A 20777-nucleotide genomic window follows, 5' to 3' on the forward strand; every position below is an offset into this window, starting at 1 on the left:
ATTAAATCATGCCACACCTTTTTGGCGAGTAAAAAAGAAGCTTCTTCCGCTTTGTCTTCAGGAATCCAGTTCATTCTTTCAAGAGCCTTTGCTGCTCCTGCGCGAACATCATCATTTTTATCCTGCAGAGCACGAACGAGCGGTTCTACTGCTGGTTCTCCGATCACCGCAAGAGCATCGGCTGCTTTCGCTCGAACATACTCATCTTTATCCTGCAGAGCACGAATGAGCGGTTCTACTGCGCGCTTATCGCCCAGCTTACCAAGCGCATCCGCGGCCTTCTCGCGAAAAAACTCGTTGTTATCCTGCAGAGCACGAATGAGCGGTTCTACTGCGCGCTTATCGCCCAGCTTACCAAGCGCATCCGCGGCCTTCTCGCGAAAAAACTCGTCTTTGTCCTGCAAAGCACTGGTGAGTGGTTCTACTGCTCGCTCATCTCCTAGCTCACCAAGAGCCGCTGCTACTTTCGCACGAAAAAACGCATCTTCATCCTTCAACGCACGAATGAGTGGTTCTACTGCTCGCTTATCGCCCAACTTACCAAGCGCTACTGCTGCTCTATATCGGACATCGATTTTTTTGTGCTCTAATGCTTTTATCAAGCCACTAATATCCGCCTTTGCTTCAAGTTTTTTCACATCGGGCGTTAACACGGCCACCATATTTTATCCTCTCATATGTTCTTTTGTAAAGTTAGTTAGTATGCCTCGTACTTTGCAGGTGTGTGTTAATGACTTAAGCTGCACTTGTATCACCGATATATATAAGCTTTCCGATTTCAGTTCAGATTTCAGTCAGGATACACCACGAAGCTCGAGGAGGGCGGGTACAGGCCTGAGCAGTCGGTGCGTCTTAACTGGGTGCGGCTCGATCCCGCGCTGGAGCGGGTAGAGCGCACGATTGCCACGTATGAGCGCATAGCAGAGCAGTCCGAATACCACTGCTATGCAGACCTAGTAACAGCACTGAAGCGGATCTACGAGCAGGAGCAGACCTTACGAAAGGCGTACGTATAATTTAAATAAATGCTGAAGCATGCTGGTTCGATTTAGCTAGCGCTATGGCGAAGAAGGAATGAGCCGCGATAGTATATAGATAGTATCAAAAACAATCGAAAGATATTACCATGAACCCGGCACAGATCTACATTACCTAGCTCTTGTCGTCCTGGCTCTTATCGCGTTCATTGTTCTTTTCGTTAATAAGATTAAACCGGGTAACAGGCTCACCCCCTTAGCCGATCTTGCAGTCGGATTCATCCTGGCAGGATTGTTTTTGGGGCGTGATAATAGACTCATCGGGTATGGTTTACTGGGTGTTGGAATAGTTCTTGCGATTATCGATATCGTGCGAAACATGAAGAGTGGGTGAAGACCCCCGTTTCCTAAGCCACGCTGCGCTGAGCGCCTAATAAAAATCACTACAAAGTAGTTGCCGTGAAGTGTTATGGTGTGGTAAGTGTATCCAGCTGTTTAGAGGCCACTACGAACATGGAATGCGACCACAGTAACGGCGAGACCGACACCTGGAGTTCATTTTCAAATAGCTGCTCAGGTATGCGGCAATCACCATCGTTAATTTTTTCTAATACCCAGTAATAATAGTTCTCAGCACGATCTTTATCGCCTTTAATCGAATAATAAATAACCATCCAGAAATTCAGAAGCGGCCATGCACCTGCGCCCTTTTTCCTGTGCAGCAGTTCATACATCCAGCCGTCATACTCATCATGTTCATAGCGGTGTACTCCACCATTATTAACCAGTCTTTTCTCGATCTCGTTTATTGTGGCAACAATTCTCGGATCATCTGCCTCATACACCTCAAACGGATAAACTAACCCAATTGCAGAAGCATCGATCCTTCTATCAGATATCTTACCATACGATCGGATGAAATAGTCCATGAAATGGATATCCAGACGTTTTTTCATTTCATTCGCAGTCTCAATCCATTTTCTGTCTGGAATCACTTCATGTGCACATCTGAGACCTTTGATGCATGCGGCAAGCGAATACGAAAAGTTTTCGTTGAGATCAGGAAAGCAATATCGCTCCTCCCACAGGTCATTCGTAACCAGGGTGAAGTGATCTTTATCCCACGCGTTACAGATGCCGTTGCCGGCGAGTTCAACGAGCTCATGGAACTTTGATGCCCCAGATATATCCTCTTTATAATGGTTCCATACAGCAAACAATACCGTACCGGTCTGGTCTGGTTGGAATTGTGGTAACGCTTTTAATCCGTTCGGATAGTATTTCTCATAGAACAAGCCGTTTTCTGTGAACCCTTCCGCTCGCTTCAAACACCAGTTGAAGAAATTTTCCTGGACGTTCTCAAGGCCCAGCACATCCGCGGCAATACAGGCAAATGCGGCATCACGTGGCCAGACATAGAAGTAGTTTTTAGCTGCTTTTGGATATCCATTTTTTGTTGAATTAGCAGCTACAATACCACCATTTTCTAATGCGCAGTCTCTGATTATATCCTGTGTCACTCCTATTAGTTTTGTTATTTTTTCGTTCATTACTCCTTGTGAAATTCCCCTTTTTAGCACCCTGCTAATGTGTCTTTTACTATCAGATATACTATCTCGCAAGTGGATATAAATAGGCGGCCCGCTTCTTTTTCACTTGCACGACTTCATACATCCTGAGCACTTTTCCCTTAGGCTCTGGCCTTCTGCGAACTGTACGTGCTCGTCACGAGCCTGGAGGTAGCCGGAGAAGTTGTTTATAGCTTCGGTGATGTGGGTGCGTGAAGGTCAATGACCGTCAAAGATAAGGCTATTTTCGTTGGCATCCCCGCTGAGCTGTTACCTGATATCGTGGAGAATCTGTCGAAGCGGAAATTTTCAGCCACGCGCAGGCCATCGATCTCCAGGAATGACATCGTTCGCATCCTCGGTACGAGCTCCCTGAGGATATGATCTGACATAGACTGCGCTTCGAGCTTCTTTGGGACGGGCCACTGCTACAGAAAAATGCCGACTTCCCATCACATACCTCCACGCCGCAGCCCCTCCCGATACAGCCAATAGGAATAGACAATGGTGTACATTGCCACGAGGAGCACAGGCACGATGATGAAGGGGATAGCGTAGGCCGGCACGAAAACACCCAGTATGGCAATAGCGCCCGCGAGCTTGAACAGTTTAGCGCCGCGCTGCTGTATCTTCATCCACACGGTATCGCTGCTCAAAGTCCATGGCGTTCTGATCCCGATGAACCCGGAATTGCGACCCCGGTTTTCGCCTTGTGCGGGTGGCATAAAGAGTAACTACTTTTTACCGTACTACGTTAGTACAAATAGCCCAAAAGGATCGTCCAGAACGTTCGACCTGCAATAAGGAACAATTGATGAAATCCGTTCTGAGTGCGGAACGAAGTTAGGAGGAATATGACACACGCCAGAATCCAAGAGCTAATCAAGGAACGGAAGGTCTTAATCACAGATCACGCATGGGATGCGATAGACGAACGAGGAATAGAAGTGCATGAACTCGTAGCGGTCCTCGTAAACGGCGAAATAATCGAGGATTATCGGAATGATAAACCATGCCCCAGTTATTTAACCCTTGGCTTTGTCGGTCCAAGACCTATCCACGTGCTTGTGGCTTTATGTAAAGAACATATAAGAATAATAACGGCCTATGAACCGAATCCTGAAAGATGGATTAACTCCAGATTACGGAATAAAGGAGGTAAATGAAACAATGGAGCCTTGTAGCCTTTGCGGTGGAGAATTGGAAGAGAAAAAGGTTGAAGTCATTAAAAAAGCAGACGGGAAAGTAGTGGTAATAAAAGAAGTCCCTGCGTTGGTTTGCCAGCAGTGTGGAGAACGATATTTCTCGATAGATACTGTGGAACACGTCAATCAAATTTTAAAGGAAGTGAGCGAGCAGAAAGTCAAACTGCAAAAAATTCGCGCGGGCGAGCTTGATTTTAAAGCCGTTGCACTTTAAGATAAATAGTATACTTTCTTTCTCCAAGATCGCACGATGTAAAGGAATTACGTGCAAGTGCGCTTCGAGCCCTTTCTTCAGGCGGGCCACGGCTACAGAAATACCAACCGCCCATCATCTACCGACGTCCACGCCGCTGCTCCTCACGATACACCCAATACGAATAGGCAACGGTGTATACCGTGACGAAGAGCACGGGCACGATGATGAAGAGGATAGCGTAGGCCGGCACGAAAACACCCAGTATGGCAATAGCGCCCGCGAGCTTGAACAGGTTCGCGCCGCGCTGATGCGTTTGCGTCCATACGGTATCGCTGCTCAGCGTCCATGGCGTCCGGATCCCGATGAACCAGTTCCGCTTCGCGTGCTCGAGCATGATCCCGATATAGTAGAAGAGCAGCCCGCAGCCGATGCGGAGCGTCAGGTTGGGACTGATCTCGAGGCCGCTGTTCCACAGGATGATCTGCAGGTGTATCAGGAGCATAAAGAGGCAGAAGACCACGATAAAGCCGCCGTAATAGGGCCGAAACGCTGCTATGTTCGCTCTCAACGGATCGATACGCGGTACCGTCAGGAAGAGGAGCACGACACCCGCGAGCAGCAGCGGGAGCAAGAACAGGCCCCAGAAATTCGTCATGTAGCCGTCAACCTCGCCGCGCGCGTTCCAGTGCGAGGCTATCTGCTCAGGCATCTGCGGATAGACTGCGATGCTGAGCGCGAACGCGAACAGCACGAGCAGCCATACCACCAGTACGCTTTTTCGCATAGTCTACATACTCATGTCTGCAGCGGTATAAAACCCTGCAGTCCCTGGGTGTTTACTGGTGGCTTTCAAAATTCATGCGCTAGGACGGTCTCTCCTGTCATCCAACACGCTTCCTGAAACGAGCAAATATAGACCTCTTTTGGTGGTTTTTAGGGGGAAAATCTCGCCCCACCCATTTCTGGAACGTATCTAAATTTCTAATTGTAATTGTCTTTACATTCTGTTCCGCATCAATTGTTTTATCTAATATCCTAATGTAATCATTGATAATCTTGTCATCAGTAGTTAGAGGAAATGTTATTTTCAGTTCGTTGTAATCTGTCGGTTCATACTCAATACCTTTTTCATCGAAGAGGCTTAGCCACCGATTTTTATTGGGATCAAATTCGCTAGAAAGAGGGTCTGATGGGAAATAATTTGGAACGGAACGACCCGCGAATGAATACAGCTCTTCAAAAATAGCACGCGAATGGTAAAGTATATCATTATCTAAAATATCTGTTTCTAGAGAATCCATAAACAAGTAGGCGAAGTACGGGAAAACATCGGGTATCGTGTCTTTAATCTTGTTAAATTCTTGCAATGTTTTTCGATCATTCATATTGAATAGGGTTGTTAATCCTATCTTCATTATCCTAGTATTCAGCCATGGTTGCGGGAGTACTTTATTCGTTGTAAAAATGAGTTGTGGTATAGCGGAATATGTGGTATCTGTCCAGTAATTATCTGTCCAGTATTTTGTAAGTATGTTTTTCATATTATTCATAAAGCGCCCGCCAACGTCGTCAATAACTAGTGGTGCTGATGTGCCATACTGTTTGATGCTTTCAATTTTATTCGCCTTTATCTCACCCTCCTTGATGATTTTTGTAATGGGTCTGCCTGTTAGCACACTCATAAGATAGCTAGCGTAGGTGGTCTTCCCCGTGTTAGATGGGCCAAACCACCACCCAAACGGCAGCCCCTTATCCGAGAGCGCGTTCTCTTTGGATAAACATTGGTATATCAGTCCTGCGAACGGACACCAGAAGACATATAGCGCAGCCTCAAATAACGCCATTTTGCTGTTAGTAGGATCTGCGTTCTTTTCACCATAAGTATCAACGGTTTCAAAATACCGCTCAAAGAGCATCAACTCATTATATACCTTCTGCGGATCATCTGGCAAACGTGCCCTGTTGTCGATGTTGTTACCATATCTAAGTCTCACTTCTTTTTTATCTGGATATATCTTTAGTAATGGAATGCCCGTAAATTCGCCACTAAAAATCCGCTCGTAATATTCACTCGAGTCGAATATGATCTTGTTCTCCTGCTTATTAAAATCGAAAGACTTGAGTTTATCATATCTTTTTTTAATGGCTTTTGCGGTTATTTGGTTTATACCGTCTAATGAATATTCAATTCGCGGGGATACTAGCTTGTCCTGGTCTAACAAGTTATCGGAGACATAAATTACAGCGTCCAAATACTTTCCTTTGTCTATACTAACGCCGTCCTGAATTACATACTGCTTTATTATTTCTAAGCGGTCTGTTTCGTTTTCCTCTGCAATCATTTGCGATAAACTGTCTAAAAATAGCTTGGTGCCTTGCTTGTGCTCCTCGTAAACATCAAGATACATATCTTTATACGGCGAATTGAGGATGTCGCGGAATATGACCACCGCGTTTTTTTGTTGCGAGGCGTTTTGTGCGTTTTCAGTCAAATTGGCACTCCCGACCACGAAGTCGAGAGAACCGTCACGCCGAATTAAATACACTTTGGAATGGATCGTCTTATGGCCTTTTTCGGGGTAATAACATTTGAGTCTGCCTTCGGTTTTCAGCTTTTCTAGTTCATCTATTGTCTCCACTTTAACGTTCAGGGGGAATTTTTCGCTGTTGATAATTTCTATTTCCTCCAGATTTTTCTCCTTGAACATCTTCAATATCAAATCTGGGGACGCACCGAAGGTCACGCCTTTAATGCCCGTTACACCAGCGAAGAACAAGTCGTTGAATTTCTTTTTCGTGTCTATAACAACCACCTCGTGATTGGGGATTATAAATGGTGATTGTAATCCAAAATTATTACTTTGTTTAGTTGGAAATTCATAGGATTCCTTTCTCCATTTATCTGTTTCTTTTACATTAGGTTCTTCGTCCATTTCAAATAAATTTGGTATAGCTGCTCCTAGAGTGAGGTTTGCTTCATCGATTTTTCTTTTCTTTCTTGCCATGTTACGAATCAATAATGCTCTATTTTAAAAAATAGTTCTATTAAATTGTTTTTTTATTTTGAGATTTTTTGGAAGGTACTATCGTTGGTTTGTTTACTTCTCTCATAATTTTTCTAATAGATATTGCCGTTCTCTCGGAGATCATTATCCAATTCCGCTCCAAAGACTAGTCATCGATTATTTCCCTTCCAAAAGGTCCGTTTTTATTTTCAGTCTTTGGGCTTTTATTTACCTCCACTCACACCCCCTAACAAAAGCACTTACCAACCCCCCTATGCTATTAAAATTCTGTCCTTATTTAAGCTTTTCGGTTGCCTGGTGGTTGTCAAATTGTTGGGGGTTGGTGATTTACTGGACTCATCACAAGCTGTATTTTCCACCCGTGCGGCATAATTTTCGAGCCGATTTGCCTGTAGCACCCATTAACTTTACCACCTCAATCAAACGATACATTTATATGGTAAGTTAGACGATAGCGGTTTATAGGGGGGTTCTGTCGTCAACAAATAGGTGGTGAATATGGGTATTACCTTAGCGCAAATCTTAAACCTCGTAGGCCTGTTGAAGGATGAGGGAGACGCAAAAGAACGGTTCAGAACATTCCTTAAAGACAACGTCAAGGATGTAGGCCAACTACGAGACTATATATATGAATGCCTGAGAAGTTCAGGCGATCAATATAACCGTGCTCTGCAGGATTTGGTGAATCATCTAGCTACTTTTCTCGGCTTCGATTCAGTTTTCGGTAGATACCACGGAATAACAGGAGAAATTGGATTCGACGGGCTATGGAAATCGCCCACCGGTTTTTTTATCGTTGCTGAAGTCAAGACGAGTGAAGCATACGCCATCAAGACCGCGCCACTCCTTGGGTACATAGATGCTTTGATTTCCGATAATCAGATACCAGATCGTGAGCATGCGTTGGGTCTTTACGTAGTTGGACGTCCTGACGCAGACCTGAGACAACTGGAGCATGCGATCATTGCTGAGAAGAGATCACATCAGCTCCGTACAATATCTGTCGAGTCCCTTCTATCGCTCGCCGACCTGTATAACGAGTATGATGTTAGCCACGAAGACGTTCTTGCAGTGCTCAAACCTTCCTTGGCGAATGTGGATCCTGTTGTTGATATGATGGCACGGCTCGTTGCGCAGCGACCGCCCCCGCCCGAAGATAAAAAAGAACAACCAGAAGAAGAAGAAGAAATTCCTGCTGAACGGTCATATTGGCTTACGCCTGTTAGAAGCGATGAAGAGCAAACTGCCGATGAGGTTATCGAAAGCCTTGTGAAAGAAGAGCATATTTATGCGTTCGGCGAGCGTACGCCTGGTCGACGAAATATAAAGCCAGGAGATCTTATCTGCTTTTATTCGACAGGTAAGGGAGTCGTTGCTCACGCTCAGGTTGCTTCGCTACCCGAATACAAGGTGCACCCCAAGGTTCACCATTCGGATAAGTATCCCTGGGTATTTCGTGTTAAAGATGCGCATCTCTACTTAGATGACCCTGTTATCATTGACGCAGCCTTAAGGGGCCAGTTAGATGCGTTTAAAGGTCGAGAGGACAAAGCATGGGCGTGGTTCGTCCAAGCGACGCGAAGAGTAAGCGAGCATGATTTTCGATTGCTAACACAGCGATAACCAAGGAGAAATGAGCAAAACAAATCTTGTTAATTCTCTGATAAAGGATGTTAAGGAACGGTTGACACTGGACGGCAAGAACAGAGTGTTTAACGAAGGAGAGAAACTCCGTCCAGACTTCATGAAAGAACCAGCAGAGGCTGAGGCATTCACACGCGAATTCGTGATTGATAAGATTTTCACGGCGCTAGATTTGGAGAAATTACCAGAAAAATCCTTTGATACCCCTGGCAGCCATCGCAGCGTAGATTACCTGATCAAAAGCGACAGAGGCAAGTTCCTTGTTGAGGCGAAGCCACTGAATGCCGACTTGATAAAAGGCAAAGATAGCGGCGTCAATCAAATACAAGGCCTGTTCAGACTCGTCGAAGTGAAAGAAAATTATAATTTTGGTGTGGCGACAAACGGCTTGCACTGGGTCTTTATTGACAAGAATGGCGAAATAGTGAGCAATCTGCAATTAGAAACGCAGTTTGACCAGATCAAGGATTTTCTGGCCGGTAAAGAGAAGGTCGTTTCGCCAAAGACCGAAGAAGAGATCAGCAAGAAGTTCTACGGCTGGTATAACGCGCTGTTACATGGTGGTCGCTACAAGGATCACGAGAACAAAACCAGGACAATATCTGAAGCGGATTGTTTGGTAAACAATGTCATCGGCGTAAAGGACTTGGAAGAGCGGGAGCAGATAGCGCAGGTTGTAACGAACCGATTGATTTTCATCAAGTTCTTACAATCGAAAGGAATTATTGGAGAGGATATCCTTAGTTTTCTTACTAAAGCTGAAGAATACGAACTCATGCCTAAATTGCGACAGTTATTTTTTAGCGTTCTTAATACGCCGAACGATCAACGAGAAGATATTATTGAGCAGTTTAAAGATGTCCCGTACCTAAATGGTAGCCTGTTCACCCATATTGAAGTAGAAAAGAAGCATGTAGATTATAAAATCAAAGCTGAAATTTTGAGGGAGATAATAAGATTCTTAGACAGCTTCAGGTTCGTCCATAAGGAGCAGTTAGACAACGTTTATTCGATTGATCCGGAAATCCTGGGCTATATCTTTGAACGTGCGATGACTGCCACAGATAGGAAGGGCACCGGCGCGTATTACACGCCCAAGTTTGTAACGAAATACATCTCAGAGCATACAATCTATCCGTTCATACTGGATAGAGCAAATGAGATCCTCAGGACCGAAAAAGGTTATCGAGAGACCGAATTACTGAAAGACCTCGAAGAGTTGTTTATTCTCCCAGCTACGACCTTGAAAGAGCTTTGGAACAAGGTCATCCTGAAAATAAAAGTTTTGGACAACGCCTGTGGCTCAGGGGCTTTCTTACTTGCCGCGGCGAATATCCTTTTCGAGTTGAACAGACGGATAGATGATAAATTACAGCTGGGAAACTCAGACATCGCATTGAAGAAGTTGATTTTAATCAACAATCTTTATGGTGTGGATATCAATCCGAACGGCATCGAGATCGCCAAATTACGACTCTGGCTCTGGCTTGTCGATTCCTACGAACCCAATAAAGTCGAAGCATTGCCCAATATCGACTACAATCTTTGCGTCGGGAACAGTTTAATCGGGTACATGGATGTAAGCGAGTTCAGAGGCTCGGAACTCACGCTTACGGCATGGCTCCTGGATGAAGAGAAAACCACATTGGAGACTCTGCTTCTAGAAAGGAACGACTTGATACAGGAATACAAAAGGGCTGAAGGTGATGAAGCAAAAGAACTGAGTGAGTCTATAAATCGATACGATGAGCGAATAAGCACACTGCTTAATGCCAATCTTCATCGACAATTTCGAGAGCGCAATATACCAATAACCAGGGAGGAGTTTTTACGATTAAACCCGTTCCACTGGGGTTTTGAGTTCTACGAGGTCTTTGATCTAGAGAAGCCGAAAGAAAAGCGCGGGTTTGATGTCGTCATCGGTAATCCGCCATACGTGCGACAGGAGTCACTTGGTGAGCTGAAAAGGCATTTTAAGGATCAATACACGGTTTATCACGGTGTCGCTGATCTTTACGTCTATTTCATCGAGCGAAGTCTTTCATCACTGAATGATAATGGAATCTTCTCGTACATCGTCGCGAACAAATGGATGCGTGCGAACTACGGCACGCCGCTGCGAAAATGGCTGAAACGGCAGTGTATCGAGGAGCTTATCGACTTTGGCGACCTGCCGGTCTTCCAGGCAACGACCTACCCCTGCATCATCCGCATCTCGAAGAATACGCCGAAGCCGACCTTTGCCAAGACAGAAGTGAAAACGCTCAATTTTACCAGCCTTGATGAGTACGTTAACAAGCACGAATTTGCGGTAAACCGAACGGGATTAGACGATTCCGGCTGGTCGTTAGTGGACGAAAAGACGCAAGCGCTCCTGAAAAAGATACGTCTCAAAGGAGTGCCGCTGGGCGATTACGTCAACGGGAGAATTTATTACGGCATAAAAACGGGTCTCAACGAGGCGTTTGTGATCGATGCCGCGACGCGAGACAAACTGATTCAGGAAGATCCTAGGAGTGAGGAGTTGATTAAGCCTTTTTTGGTTGGTAGGGATATTAAGCGCTATCAGCCACCGAAAAGCGAGCGGTATTTGATATTTACTCGTCGTGGTGTGGATATTGACCGATATCCTGCTTTAAAACGGCACCTTCTCCAATTTAAAGAGCGACTGATGCCAAAACCAAAAGACTGGAAAGGCGAAAAGTGGCCAGGCCGTAAACCCGGCGATTATAAGTGGTATGAAATTCAGGATACGGTGGATTATTACATTGAGTTTGAAAAGCCGAAAATTATTTATCCCAATATCTGTAAAAAACCGGAATTCGTTTTGGATGAAAATAATTGGTACACGAATCAAAAGTGCTTTATCATTGCAAAGCCCGATAAGTATTTATTAGGAATTCTAAACAGTTATCTTACTTATTTTCTTTTTAAATCGATTCTCCCAAAATTAAGAGGTGACTTTTACGAGCCGAGCTATGTGATATTTAAAGATTTCCCTATAAGAACAATCGACTTCTCAGTTCCTGCAGATAAATCCCTACACGAGAAACTGGTTACGTTAGTGGAGCATATGCTTAGGCTTCACGAGCAATTGTCCAAAGCAAGGACAGAGCCGGATAAAGCGGCACTGCAACAGCAGATCGAGGAAACAGATCGGCAAATAGATAAGCTGGTCTACAAGCTGTACGATCTCACTTCGGACGAAATAGCCGTTATTGAAGAGAGTTGTTTGAGGTAGGAACCAAAGCAGCTGGGCCAGACAGCGCCCAACCACAAAATTTTTAAGCTGAAGCGCTCTACGTCACTACTTACTACGGAGGGTAATGTATGGCAGAAGATGAAGCGGTGCTGAAAACGCCCGGATTCGCGTGGCGTGTTTCGCTTTCGATCGTTGTGGTGATGGGCTGGCTCGCCTTTCTCATCTTATGGGTGACCTTCTATGCCGCTGCGTTCACGCTCATTGAGAACAGTGTCATTGTCCTTGTCTCGCTGCTCATTGTGGGTGCGATACTGGGTGCCTCATGGGCGTCATGGGGCATTAAATACGGGCGAACCTGCGGGCGGCAAAAATAAACTTTTTACGATTGCTGCAACTCAGCGAAAGCGATTTGAACTTACAGCGCACAATTCTCTCTAACGAAACGATCCTGTGTTCTGCACTATGGACGAGAAAGGGGGGAGGTGTCTACTAACCCTAAACGATGAACTGTAAACTATACTGGTTGATCATGTCGGTAGCTCTTGTTGGTGTAGCGCTGCTTGCGGGCTGCGTTGGAGACAAGGAGGGTGTACCAACACCAACAACAACGCCGTCACCTGCGGCAGCACCGGTGCAGCTGCAGTTATCGAGTCCCGAGTTCGTGAACGGTGCGCGGATTCCCGTGCGATTCACGTGTGACGGGAACGATATCAACCCCGCGCTCAGGATCGAGAACGTACCGGCGGGAACGAAGAGCCTGGCGCTCGTACTCGAAGACCCGGATGCACCGCGCGGCACGTGGGTCCACTGGATCGTCTATAACATTCCGGTGACCCTGTGGATCGACGAAGATACTGTTCCGGGCACGCAGGGCACGAATGATTACGGCGTGCAGCAGTACCGGGGGCCCTGTCCACCATCAGGCACGCCGCACCGGTACGTCTTCAAACTATACGCGCTGGATACCGAGCTGGATCTGGGCGCGAGCGTTAACAAGGCCGCGCTTGAACTGGCCATGCAGGGCCATATTCTCGACACTGCCGAGCTGAGCGGCTCCTATTCACGCCTAAGTGGTGCAGCCCGAACCACTGCTACACGCACACTTGATCAGTCCGCTTGAATGATTTTTAATTCTGATCCCGTTTACTGGTCCCGTTTTATGGTTGGCCGAAAAGGTCCATAAGGAGGGCCTTGCCCTGTTTTGTTGGTCGGGAGGGTTGATAAGGGGGGGTCTGGCCCCTTATTTACTGAACCGGTCGAAAAGCTTATAATCCACCCGTGCCTACTTACTCCTTGGGAGGTCACATGAGTACAGGCGTGAGATTTTGGGGGCTGGTTGTGGGTTTAATAGTTATCTGTACGATTTTTGGGGTGGAGCGCTTGCTGAGCAGATAGTCGAGGATCCAGGGAGTTCTGAGCAAGTATCTCAAATTAGCGGAAATAATGAGAACCCAAAACTGCTTTTCTTTGATAATTTCAGCGCAGATACTGGCATGTGGAAGTATATGGGCGACGCGTATCGAGATCCTGTAAACGAATATGTGGTCCTTACAGAGAATATAAATGGACAGGTAGGCGTTATGTGGCTTAATCGGCGTATAACCTCTCCGTTTACCATTGAGTTCACATACAGAGCTGGTGGTGGCTCAGGTGGAGATGGCTTAACATTTATGTTCTACAAACAAACTAATTACGAACCAAGTGATGGCAGTTATTTAGGATTTATGAATCGAAACGGAATACCAGTCTCTGGTTATGCACTCGAATTTGATAACTGGCCGAATGACTGGGATTCTTACTCTAGCCATATTGCACTCATCAAAGATGATGTAAACAATCATTTAATCTCTGTTAATGATCCCCGAACCGAGGACAATCTCTGGCATGATGTCCGAGTTGTCAGTAACGATTCTGAAATTCGGATTGCTGTGGATAATTCTACCTTATTCAACTGGCGAGGAACACTTAACACCACGTACGGGGGCTTTGGGTTTAGCGCATCAACAGGAGATGCAAATAACTGGCATATCCTGGATAATGTGGACATCACAGCAGAGTTCGAGCAGCCGATACCAGATGCATATGAACCTGATGATACCTATTCCCTGGCGAACTACATTTCTGTTGATGGCACCCGGCAAGCTCATGATTTTCACGTTCCGGGTGATCAGGACTGGCTGAAGTTCAATGCCACCGGCGGCAGCTCCTACACCATTGAAACCTCGGACCTTGGACCTGAATCAGACACCGATCTCTATCTCTATGACACTGCGGGAACTACAGAGATACGGCATGATGACGATAGTGGCTTCGGGTTGGCATCGAAAATCAACTGGTACTGTGGCGATTCAGGCACCTATTACATACTGGTGAGACACTACAGCCCGTTCGTGTCCGGTCCAGAAACGAGGTACAATATCTCAATAAACCAGACTATTCTGCCTGCTCGATTCACTGATGTATATGCTGATCGCGGTCTGGATACTGATAGCAATGGCCTTTACGACTACCTCGCGATCGACGTCGGCGTAAATGTCACTACTGCCGGAAATTATTCTGTAAGAGTTGATCTTCACGCGCTTGATGGAACTCATGTGACTGAGAACAGCACGTACCGTTACCTTACAGCAGGCGACCATACTGTCACTGTTTTGTTGGATGGAATGGACATCCGCAGGAATAAGATAAATGGCACATTCGTGCTTGATGATGTATGGCTTCTGAACGACAGTAAGATTTTGTTAGATTATAGAGATGACCCATATATTACGCACTATTATAATTATACAGATTTTCAGCGTCCACCTGCTGAATTAGGCAGAGCTTTTGGAGATTATGGTCTCGATACTGATAGCAACGGGCTTTATGATTATCTTGTTATTGAGAAACAGATAAATGTAACAACTTCTGGAGACTATAGATTGGACGGCTATCTCATGAATGACACTGGGTACGAGATAGAATCAAATTACAACTATACATACCTGACCGCGGGATTACACAACATTTCGTTAAGATTTGACGGCTGCAAGATATTCAGTTCAAAGAGCACGGGCAATTTCACGGTTTACATGGAGTTATACGGCTACTTAACTTCTGGCGCAGTAGCTTCTATGGATTCAGAACGTATAGAAAAACCGCTTGGAGAGACGGAGATTGTTATAAAACCGCAGTTAGCAGAGATTAACGATGATTTCGCCCGGGGAAGTAATCCTGTCGCCGTTGGTGCACAACAACCGGTTGGTGTAAGCTCGTGGTGTTGGCTCGACGTAGCTGAGGACATAACAAACTTTTATAGCTATACGCAGTTCGAACGACCACCTGCTCAATTCAATGATATTTATTCTGATCACGGTTTGGATACGGATAGCGATGGCTTTAGCGACTACCTCGCTATCGATGTTGGCATAACCGTAAGCAACTCGGGATATTATAGAATAAGTGGCTCGCTGTACAACAGCAGTGGCAATCATGTTGATTCGGTCAGTAATTATACCACGTTAGATGCTGGCAATCAAACGGTTCAGTTAAGGTTTAGTGGACCAAGAATTTGGCAGACCCAAATGAACGGCACATTCGATCTACGGTATTTGAGCTTATACGCACTGTTTCGGGGCGAGATTGATCACCGGTACTACGCATACACTACCAACCATTATAATTACACCGATTTCCGCCCGCCCGCGGTATTCATGCCAGGCGCAAGGGATTACGGCTCTGATGAGAACAGCAATGGACTGTATGATTATCTTGTTGTTGAGAAACAGATAAATGTAACAACTGCTGGTAACTATGAACTGGACGGGTATCTCATTAATGATACTGGGTACAGAATAGACGAAAAATACAACTACACGTACCTTGACGCTGGTTTAAACAATCTAACGTTAAAGTTTACAGGCTATAAAATATACGATTCAAAGAGCACCGAGAATTTCACGGTTCGCATGGATTTATACGGTTATGTAACTCCTGGCTTAATTATTGCGGAAAATAGCGAAAAACCACTTATAGAGACGGAGGGTAATACCGGACCGTGGTTAATAGAAAGTAATGATGCAAATATCTCCCGGGATAGTAAACCGCTCGCCGTTAGTTCGCAACAACCCGTGGGTAGCTCGTGGGGCTGGCTTGATTCTGCAGAAGACCAGACAAGCTTTTATAGCTATACGCAGTTCGAACGACCACCTGCTCAGTTCAATGAGTTTTATTCTGATCACGGTTCTGATACGAACAATGATAGCTTTTACGACTACCTCGCTATCGATGTTGGCGTAACCGTAAACGAGTCAGGGTATTACAGGATTAGCGGATCTCTTTACAACAGCACAGGCGGGTACCTTAATAGGGTCAGTAACTATACCACGCTAAATGCGGGCAATCAGATAGTTCGGTTAAGATTTGATGGCCCAGAAATCTGGCAGACCCGGACGAACGACACATTCGATTTGAGGTATTTGGGCTTATATAACGCAAACGACTGGTATCAGCTTGATCACCGGGACTACGCATACACCACCGACCACTATAATTACACCGATTTCCGACCGCCAGCGGTATTCCTGCCCGGCATAAGGGATTACGGCTTTGATGAGGATAGCAACGGGCTTTATGATTATCTTGTTGTTGAAAAACAGATCAATGTAACAGCTGCTGGGAACTATGAATTGAACAGCTATATCACTAAGGCGGGGTACTGGCTAGAATCAAACACCTATACGTACCTGAGCACTGGTTTACACAACGTTACGTTAAAGTTCAGCGGCTATAAGATATACAATTCAAAGATAGCCGGAAACTTCACGCTTTACACAGACTTATACGGAACTTCAATTGATGACCCGCTCTCTGCTTCTATCGATTCTAAAAATATAGAAAAATCGCTTGTAGAAAAGGAGAATATTATAGGTCTGAGGTTGGCAGACAGTAATGATGCAGATATATCAAGCCCGGATAAACCTTTCGCTGTTAGTTCGCAACAACCAGTGGGGGTAAGCTCGCGGCGCTGGCTTGATTCAGCACAAGACCTAACAAGCTTTTATAACTATACCCAGTTTGAGCCACCTGTACCAGATGCGTATGAACCCGATGATAACTATTCTCTGGCAAACTACATTTCTGCTAATGGTGCCAAGCAAACTCACGATTTTCACGTTCCTGGCGATCAGGACTGGCTGAAGTTTAATGCCCCCGGGGGCAGCTCGTACACCATCGAAACCTCTGACCTTGGACCTGAATCAGACACCTACCTCTATCTCTACGACACCACGGGAACTACAGAGCTAAAGCACGATGATGATAGTGGCGTCGGGTTGGCATCGAAAATCAGCTGGTACTGTGGCGAGTCAGGCACATATTACATAAAGGTTAGACATTTCAGTATTCTAGCCTCCGGTCCAGAAACGAGATACAATATCTCAGTGGTTCAGGTTTTCTTCGACACCGGTCCCTCAGCCTATCCGTACCCAAGCCTCTCCGGCACCCACAACGGCACCATCACGCCCTTCTATAACGTTACCGTCTCCAAACTGTATACCTACCCCTGTCCCGGCACGGGTGGCCATACCGAATACGTGAACATTTGGAAGGGGACCACACCAATCGCAGAGAAAACCTGGAGCGGTTATTTCGGTGAATGGCAAACCATAACATTCGATGAATCATTCACCCTCTACGCCAACGAGACCTACAACTACACCATTCGCACGGGTTCCTACCCGCAGATCATCCATACTAGAACACTACACACCGATAACGGCTGGATAAATTGCACTGAGTTCACCGATGCAAACGGTCACACGTACGATAACGGGATACCCGCGATAAGACTGTGGACAGATTAAGGACGGGAGAATTGATAAGAGGGGTCTGGCCGCTTATAACGGACCCGGCGGGATTCGAACCCGCGATCCCCGGCTTAGAAGGCCGGTGCTTTATCCGTGCTAAGCCACGGGCCCTTTTTTCCTTTCTCTCTCGTTCGTTTTTCTTCGTACCGATGTTAAAAGCGCCTTCGCCAATAAAAGAAAAGTTTTATCAGCAGAAAAAAGCGTGATTTGTTCAGAGAACGTCCCGATGACCACCGCCTCTGAGCTGACCCCGATGATGCAGCAGTACTACGAGATCAAGTCGAAGTACCGCGACGCGCTCCTGCTCTTCCGGGTCGGTGACTTCTACGAGACTTTCGGTGAGGACGCTAAAATCGCCGCACGCGAGCTGAACATCACCTTGACCGCAACGGGCCGTGGCAAGGGCGCGGCCCGGAAAACGCCCATGGCCGGTGTGCCGTACCACGCCGTCACCCCGTACATCAAGCAGCTGATCAAGAAGGGGTATAAGGTCGCGATCTGCGAGCAGATCACGGATGCCGCGAGCGGCGAGGTCGAACGGCGCGAGGTCGTGCGGCTCATTACGCCCGGGACGGTCATTGAGGACACGCTGCTCGAGGAGCGGGTCAGTAACTACCTGATGTGTGTGAACCTGCTCGAAGGGCTCGTTGGGATCGCGATCGTGGACGTCTCCACTGGCGAGTTCGCCGTTACCGAATTCACAGACGATGAGACGCACACGTCACTGGTGACGGAGATCGAGCGTGTGCGACCCGCGGAGATCATCATGCCCGATTCGCTCGTGCTCGAGCCCGTGCTCGACCAGGAGCTCGCTACTATCTCACGGTATGACGATTACTATTTCGCGTTCAATACCGCGTTTACCACCCTGATCAACCATTTCGGGGTCATCTCGCTCGACGGCTTCGGCTGCGGCGAGCTCAAGGCCGGCATCTCCGCTGCGGGCGCGGTCATCGCGTATCTCCGTGATACGCAGAAACGGGTGCTCGCGCATATCAAACCGCTCAAGACCTTCTTCGTCTCTGACTATATGGTGCTCGATAGCGTCTCGATACGCAACCTCGAGCTCTTTCATAATATCCGCGACGGTACAGCTCGGGGCACGCTCGTGAGCGTGTTGGACAAAACACTGACTGGTATGGGCTCGAGGCTGCTGAAGAAGAACCTGCAGTTCCCGCTGCTCGATACGACCGAGATACAGCGGCGGCAGGATGCGGTACGTGAATTATATGACGACATCCTGCTCCGGGAATCGCTCAAGGACGTCTTCCGGGAGACCCACGATATCGAGCGGATCGTCAGCCGGATCTCGTACGGTAATGCGAATGCACGCGATATGATCGCGCTCAAGCGCTCGTTACAGCACGGTGAAACACTCCAGAGCATCCTGAAGAAGTGCCGCGCGGCAAAGAGCAAAGATGCGCTGCGTGCCCTGAAGTCGCCCGCCTACTCGGAGGTCGTTGCGATGATCGAGCAGAGCATCCAGGAGGAGCCGCCGCTCACCGTAAAGGAGGGCGGCGTGATCAAGCCGGGGTTCAATCCCGAGCTGGACGAGCTGCGGACGATCAAGCACGAAGGCCGGCAGTGGCTCGCGGACTTCGAGGAGCAGGAGAAACTGTGTACCGGGATCAAATCGCTCAAGGTGGGCTATAATAAGGTCTTCGGGTATTACGTCGAGGTGCGGAAGACCTGGTCGGAGAAGGTGCCTGAGTCCTATATCAGGAAGCAGACGCTGAGTGATGCGGAACGGTACATCACGGAGGACCTGAAGGAGTACGAGGCGAAGGCCCTGAGCGCGGAGGAGCGGATAAAGGAGCTCGAGTACGAGCTGTTCGAGCAGGTGCGGAAAGCGGTCGCGCGACATGCCAAGCAGATCCAGGAAGCGGCAAATGCGATCGCGGAGCTGGATATGCTCGTCGCCTTCGCGGACGTCGCGGCCGAGAACAGCTACTGCTGCCCCACCGTCACCGAGAGCGACGAGATCGTCATAACGGGTGGTAGGCACCCGGTCGTTGAGAAGCAGGTACGGGAAGGGTTCGTGCCGAATGACGTCCGCATCGGCGGGGCTGTCCGTCTGATGATTATCACGGGTCCGAACATGAGCGGCAAGTCCACCTTCATGCGGCAGGTCGCGTTGATCGTGCTGATGGCGCAGCTCGGGTCGTTCGTGCCCGCAGCGGACGCGAAGATCGGGGTCGTCGATCGTATCTTCACCCGCGTCGGTGCCTACGACGACCTCTCGATGGGCCAGAGCTCGTTCATGGTCGAGATGAGCGAGACGGCCAATATCCTCAATAATGCGACCGCACGCAGCCTGATCGTGCTCGATGAGATCGGCCGCGGCACGAGCACGCTCGACGGCGTCAGTATCGCATGGGCGGTCGCGGAATACGTCTCTGAGCGCATCCAGGCGAAGACGCTCTTCGCTACACATTTCTACGAGCTCACCGAGCTGGCCGATCTGCTCGAGGGCGTGCATTGCTACAACGTCTCGATCAAGGAGGTCGCCGATGAGGTATTCTTCATTCGCAAGGTGGTCGAAGGCCGCGGCTCCAAGAGCTACGGGATTCAGGTTGCGAAGCTCGCCGGGCTGCCCGCTGCTGTTATCAGCTCCGCCAGGCAGGTGCTGCAGCGTATGGAGCACGAAGCGGAACGGGCAGGCACCGGCGCTGAAGAGCGCGCCCCCGCGCCGCTGGTGGAGAAAGAGATCATGGTGCAGGAGCATCCGGTGCTCGAGGAGCTGAAGACGATCAATATCGAGCAGATCTCGCCCATTGAGGCGCTTAATCTGCTCCATGAGGTGCAGAAGAAGCTATGTGGATACCCGTAATCGACATACAGATCTGCAAGGGCTGCGGCGATTGCGTTACGGCCTGTCCCGATAACGCGATCGCGATCACTGACAAGAAGGCGGTGATCGATTATCAGGGCTGCACCTGCTGCGGCGTCTGCAACAACATCTGCCGCCATGGCGCGCTCACGATAACAATACCGGAGATGCCCGCGAGTCTCGCGGACGGTGTGCAGCTGCCCACGTTAAGGACCGAGCTGAAGCAACTGAAGCAGGACATGAAAGAGCTGCGGAAAGCGCTGCGACGATACCCGGTCTAGCA

Annotated in this window: 14 protein-coding genes and 1 tRNA gene; 9 read left to right on the forward strand and 6 right to left on the reverse strand. The window is 47.7% G+C overall.

Going from position 1 to position 20777, the window contains the following annotated elements; translation table 11 throughout:
- The 3 genes from ENN68_05040 to ENN68_05050 all read right to left on the reverse strand — a co-directional run.
- The coding region (locus ENN68_05040) for a HEAT repeat domain-containing protein (GenBank protein ID HDS45443.1) at positions 1–662 on the reverse strand (662 nt) is incomplete at its 3' end.
- A 782-nt stretch (positions 663–1444) separates the two neighbouring features.
- A complete protein-coding gene (locus ENN68_05045; protein ID HDS45444.1) occupies positions 1445–2527 on the reverse strand; it encodes a glycoside hydrolase family 15 protein in 1083 nt (360 codons plus the stop codon).
- A 470-nt stretch (positions 2528–2997) separates the two neighbouring features.
- Positions 2998–3270 carry an SdpI family protein gene (locus ENN68_05050; protein HDS45445.1) on the reverse strand — a complete coding sequence of 91 codons (273 nt, stop codon included), beginning with the start codon at positions 3268–3270 and terminating at the stop codon, positions 2998–3000.
- Between the two features lie 105 nt (positions 3271–3375).
- On the opposite strand from ENN68_05050, the gene ENN68_05055 reads away from it, so the two are divergent.
- Together ENN68_05055 and ENN68_05060 are read left to right on the forward strand one after the other, a co-directional pair.
- On the forward strand, positions 3376–3711 hold the full coding sequence (locus ENN68_05055) for a DUF4258 domain-containing protein (protein ID HDS45446.1): 336 nt from the start codon (positions 3376–3378) through the stop codon (positions 3709–3711).
- Positions 3653–3964 (forward strand): type II toxin-antitoxin system MqsA family antitoxin, encoded by a 312-nt coding sequence (locus ENN68_05060; GenBank protein HDS45447.1) that lies wholly within the window; start codon positions 3653–3655, stop codon positions 3962–3964. The genes ENN68_05055 and ENN68_05060 overlap by 59 nt, the downstream gene beginning before the upstream one ends.
- A 118-nt stretch (positions 3965–4082) precedes the next feature.
- On the opposite strand, the gene ENN68_05065 is transcribed toward ENN68_05060, so the two are convergent.
- Positions 4083–4730, reverse strand: a complete 648-nt coding sequence (locus ENN68_05065; protein HDS45448.1) for an SdpI family protein — start codon at positions 4728–4730, stop codon at positions 4083–4085.
- Positions 4731–4827: 97 nt separating this feature from the next.
- Positions 4828–6951, reverse strand: coding sequence for a hypothetical protein (locus ENN68_05070; protein ID HDS45449.1), 2124 nt, complete (start codon positions 6949–6951; stop codon positions 4828–4830).
- A gap of 519 nt (positions 6952–7470) precedes the next feature.
- Between ENN68_05070 and ENN68_05075 the strand changes: the two genes are divergently transcribed.
- From ENN68_05075 to ENN68_05095, 5 genes are all read left to right on the forward strand, one after another.
- The gene (locus ENN68_05075; GenBank protein ID HDS45450.1) at positions 7471–8595 is read left to right on the forward strand and encodes an EVE domain-containing protein; all 1125 of its coding nucleotides are present in this window, start codon (positions 7471–7473) and stop codon (positions 8593–8595) included.
- Between the two features lie 10 nt (positions 8596–8605).
- Entirely contained in the window at positions 8606–11857 is a 3252-nt protein-coding gene (locus tag ENN68_05080; GenBank protein ID HDS45451.1) for a restriction endonuclease subunit R, read from the forward strand.
- Between the two features lie 89 nt (positions 11858–11946).
- On the forward strand, positions 11947–12192 hold the full coding sequence (locus tag ENN68_05085; GenBank protein HDS45452.1) for a hypothetical protein: 246 nt from the start codon (positions 11947–11949) through the stop codon (positions 12190–12192).
- 155 nt (positions 12193–12347) lie between these two features.
- Entirely contained in the window at positions 12348–12938 is a 591-nt protein-coding gene (locus tag ENN68_05090) for a YbhB/YbcL family Raf kinase inhibitor-like protein (GenBank protein ID HDS45453.1), read from the forward strand.
- Positions 12939–13143: 205 nt separating this feature from the next.
- Positions 13144–17661, forward strand: coding sequence for a hypothetical protein (locus tag ENN68_05095; protein ID HDS45454.1), 4518 nt, complete (start codon positions 13144–13146; stop codon positions 17659–17661).
- Between the two features lie 39 nt (positions 17662–17700).
- On the opposite strand, the gene ENN68_05100 is transcribed toward ENN68_05095, so the two are convergent.
- Positions 17701–17775: transfer RNA gene (locus tag ENN68_05100), tRNA-Arg, on the reverse strand.
- 115 nt (positions 17776–17890) lie between these two features.
- On the opposite strand from ENN68_05100, the gene mutS reads away from it, so the two are divergent.
- Positions 17891–20494, forward strand: coding sequence for a DNA mismatch repair protein MutS (gene mutS, locus ENN68_05105; protein ID HDS45455.1), 2604 nt, complete (start codon positions 17891–17893; stop codon positions 20492–20494).
- A complete protein-coding gene (locus tag ENN68_05110; protein ID HDS45456.1) occupies positions 20479–20775 on the forward strand; it encodes a hypothetical protein in 297 nt (98 codons plus the stop codon). The genes mutS and ENN68_05110 overlap by 16 nt, the downstream gene beginning before the upstream one ends.
- Positions 20776–20777 lie beyond the last annotated feature (2 nt).

Source organism: Methanomicrobia archaeon (assembly GCA_011049045.1).
Classification (GTDB): Archaea; Halobacteriota; Syntropharchaeia; order Alkanophagales; family Methanospirareceae; genus JACGMN01.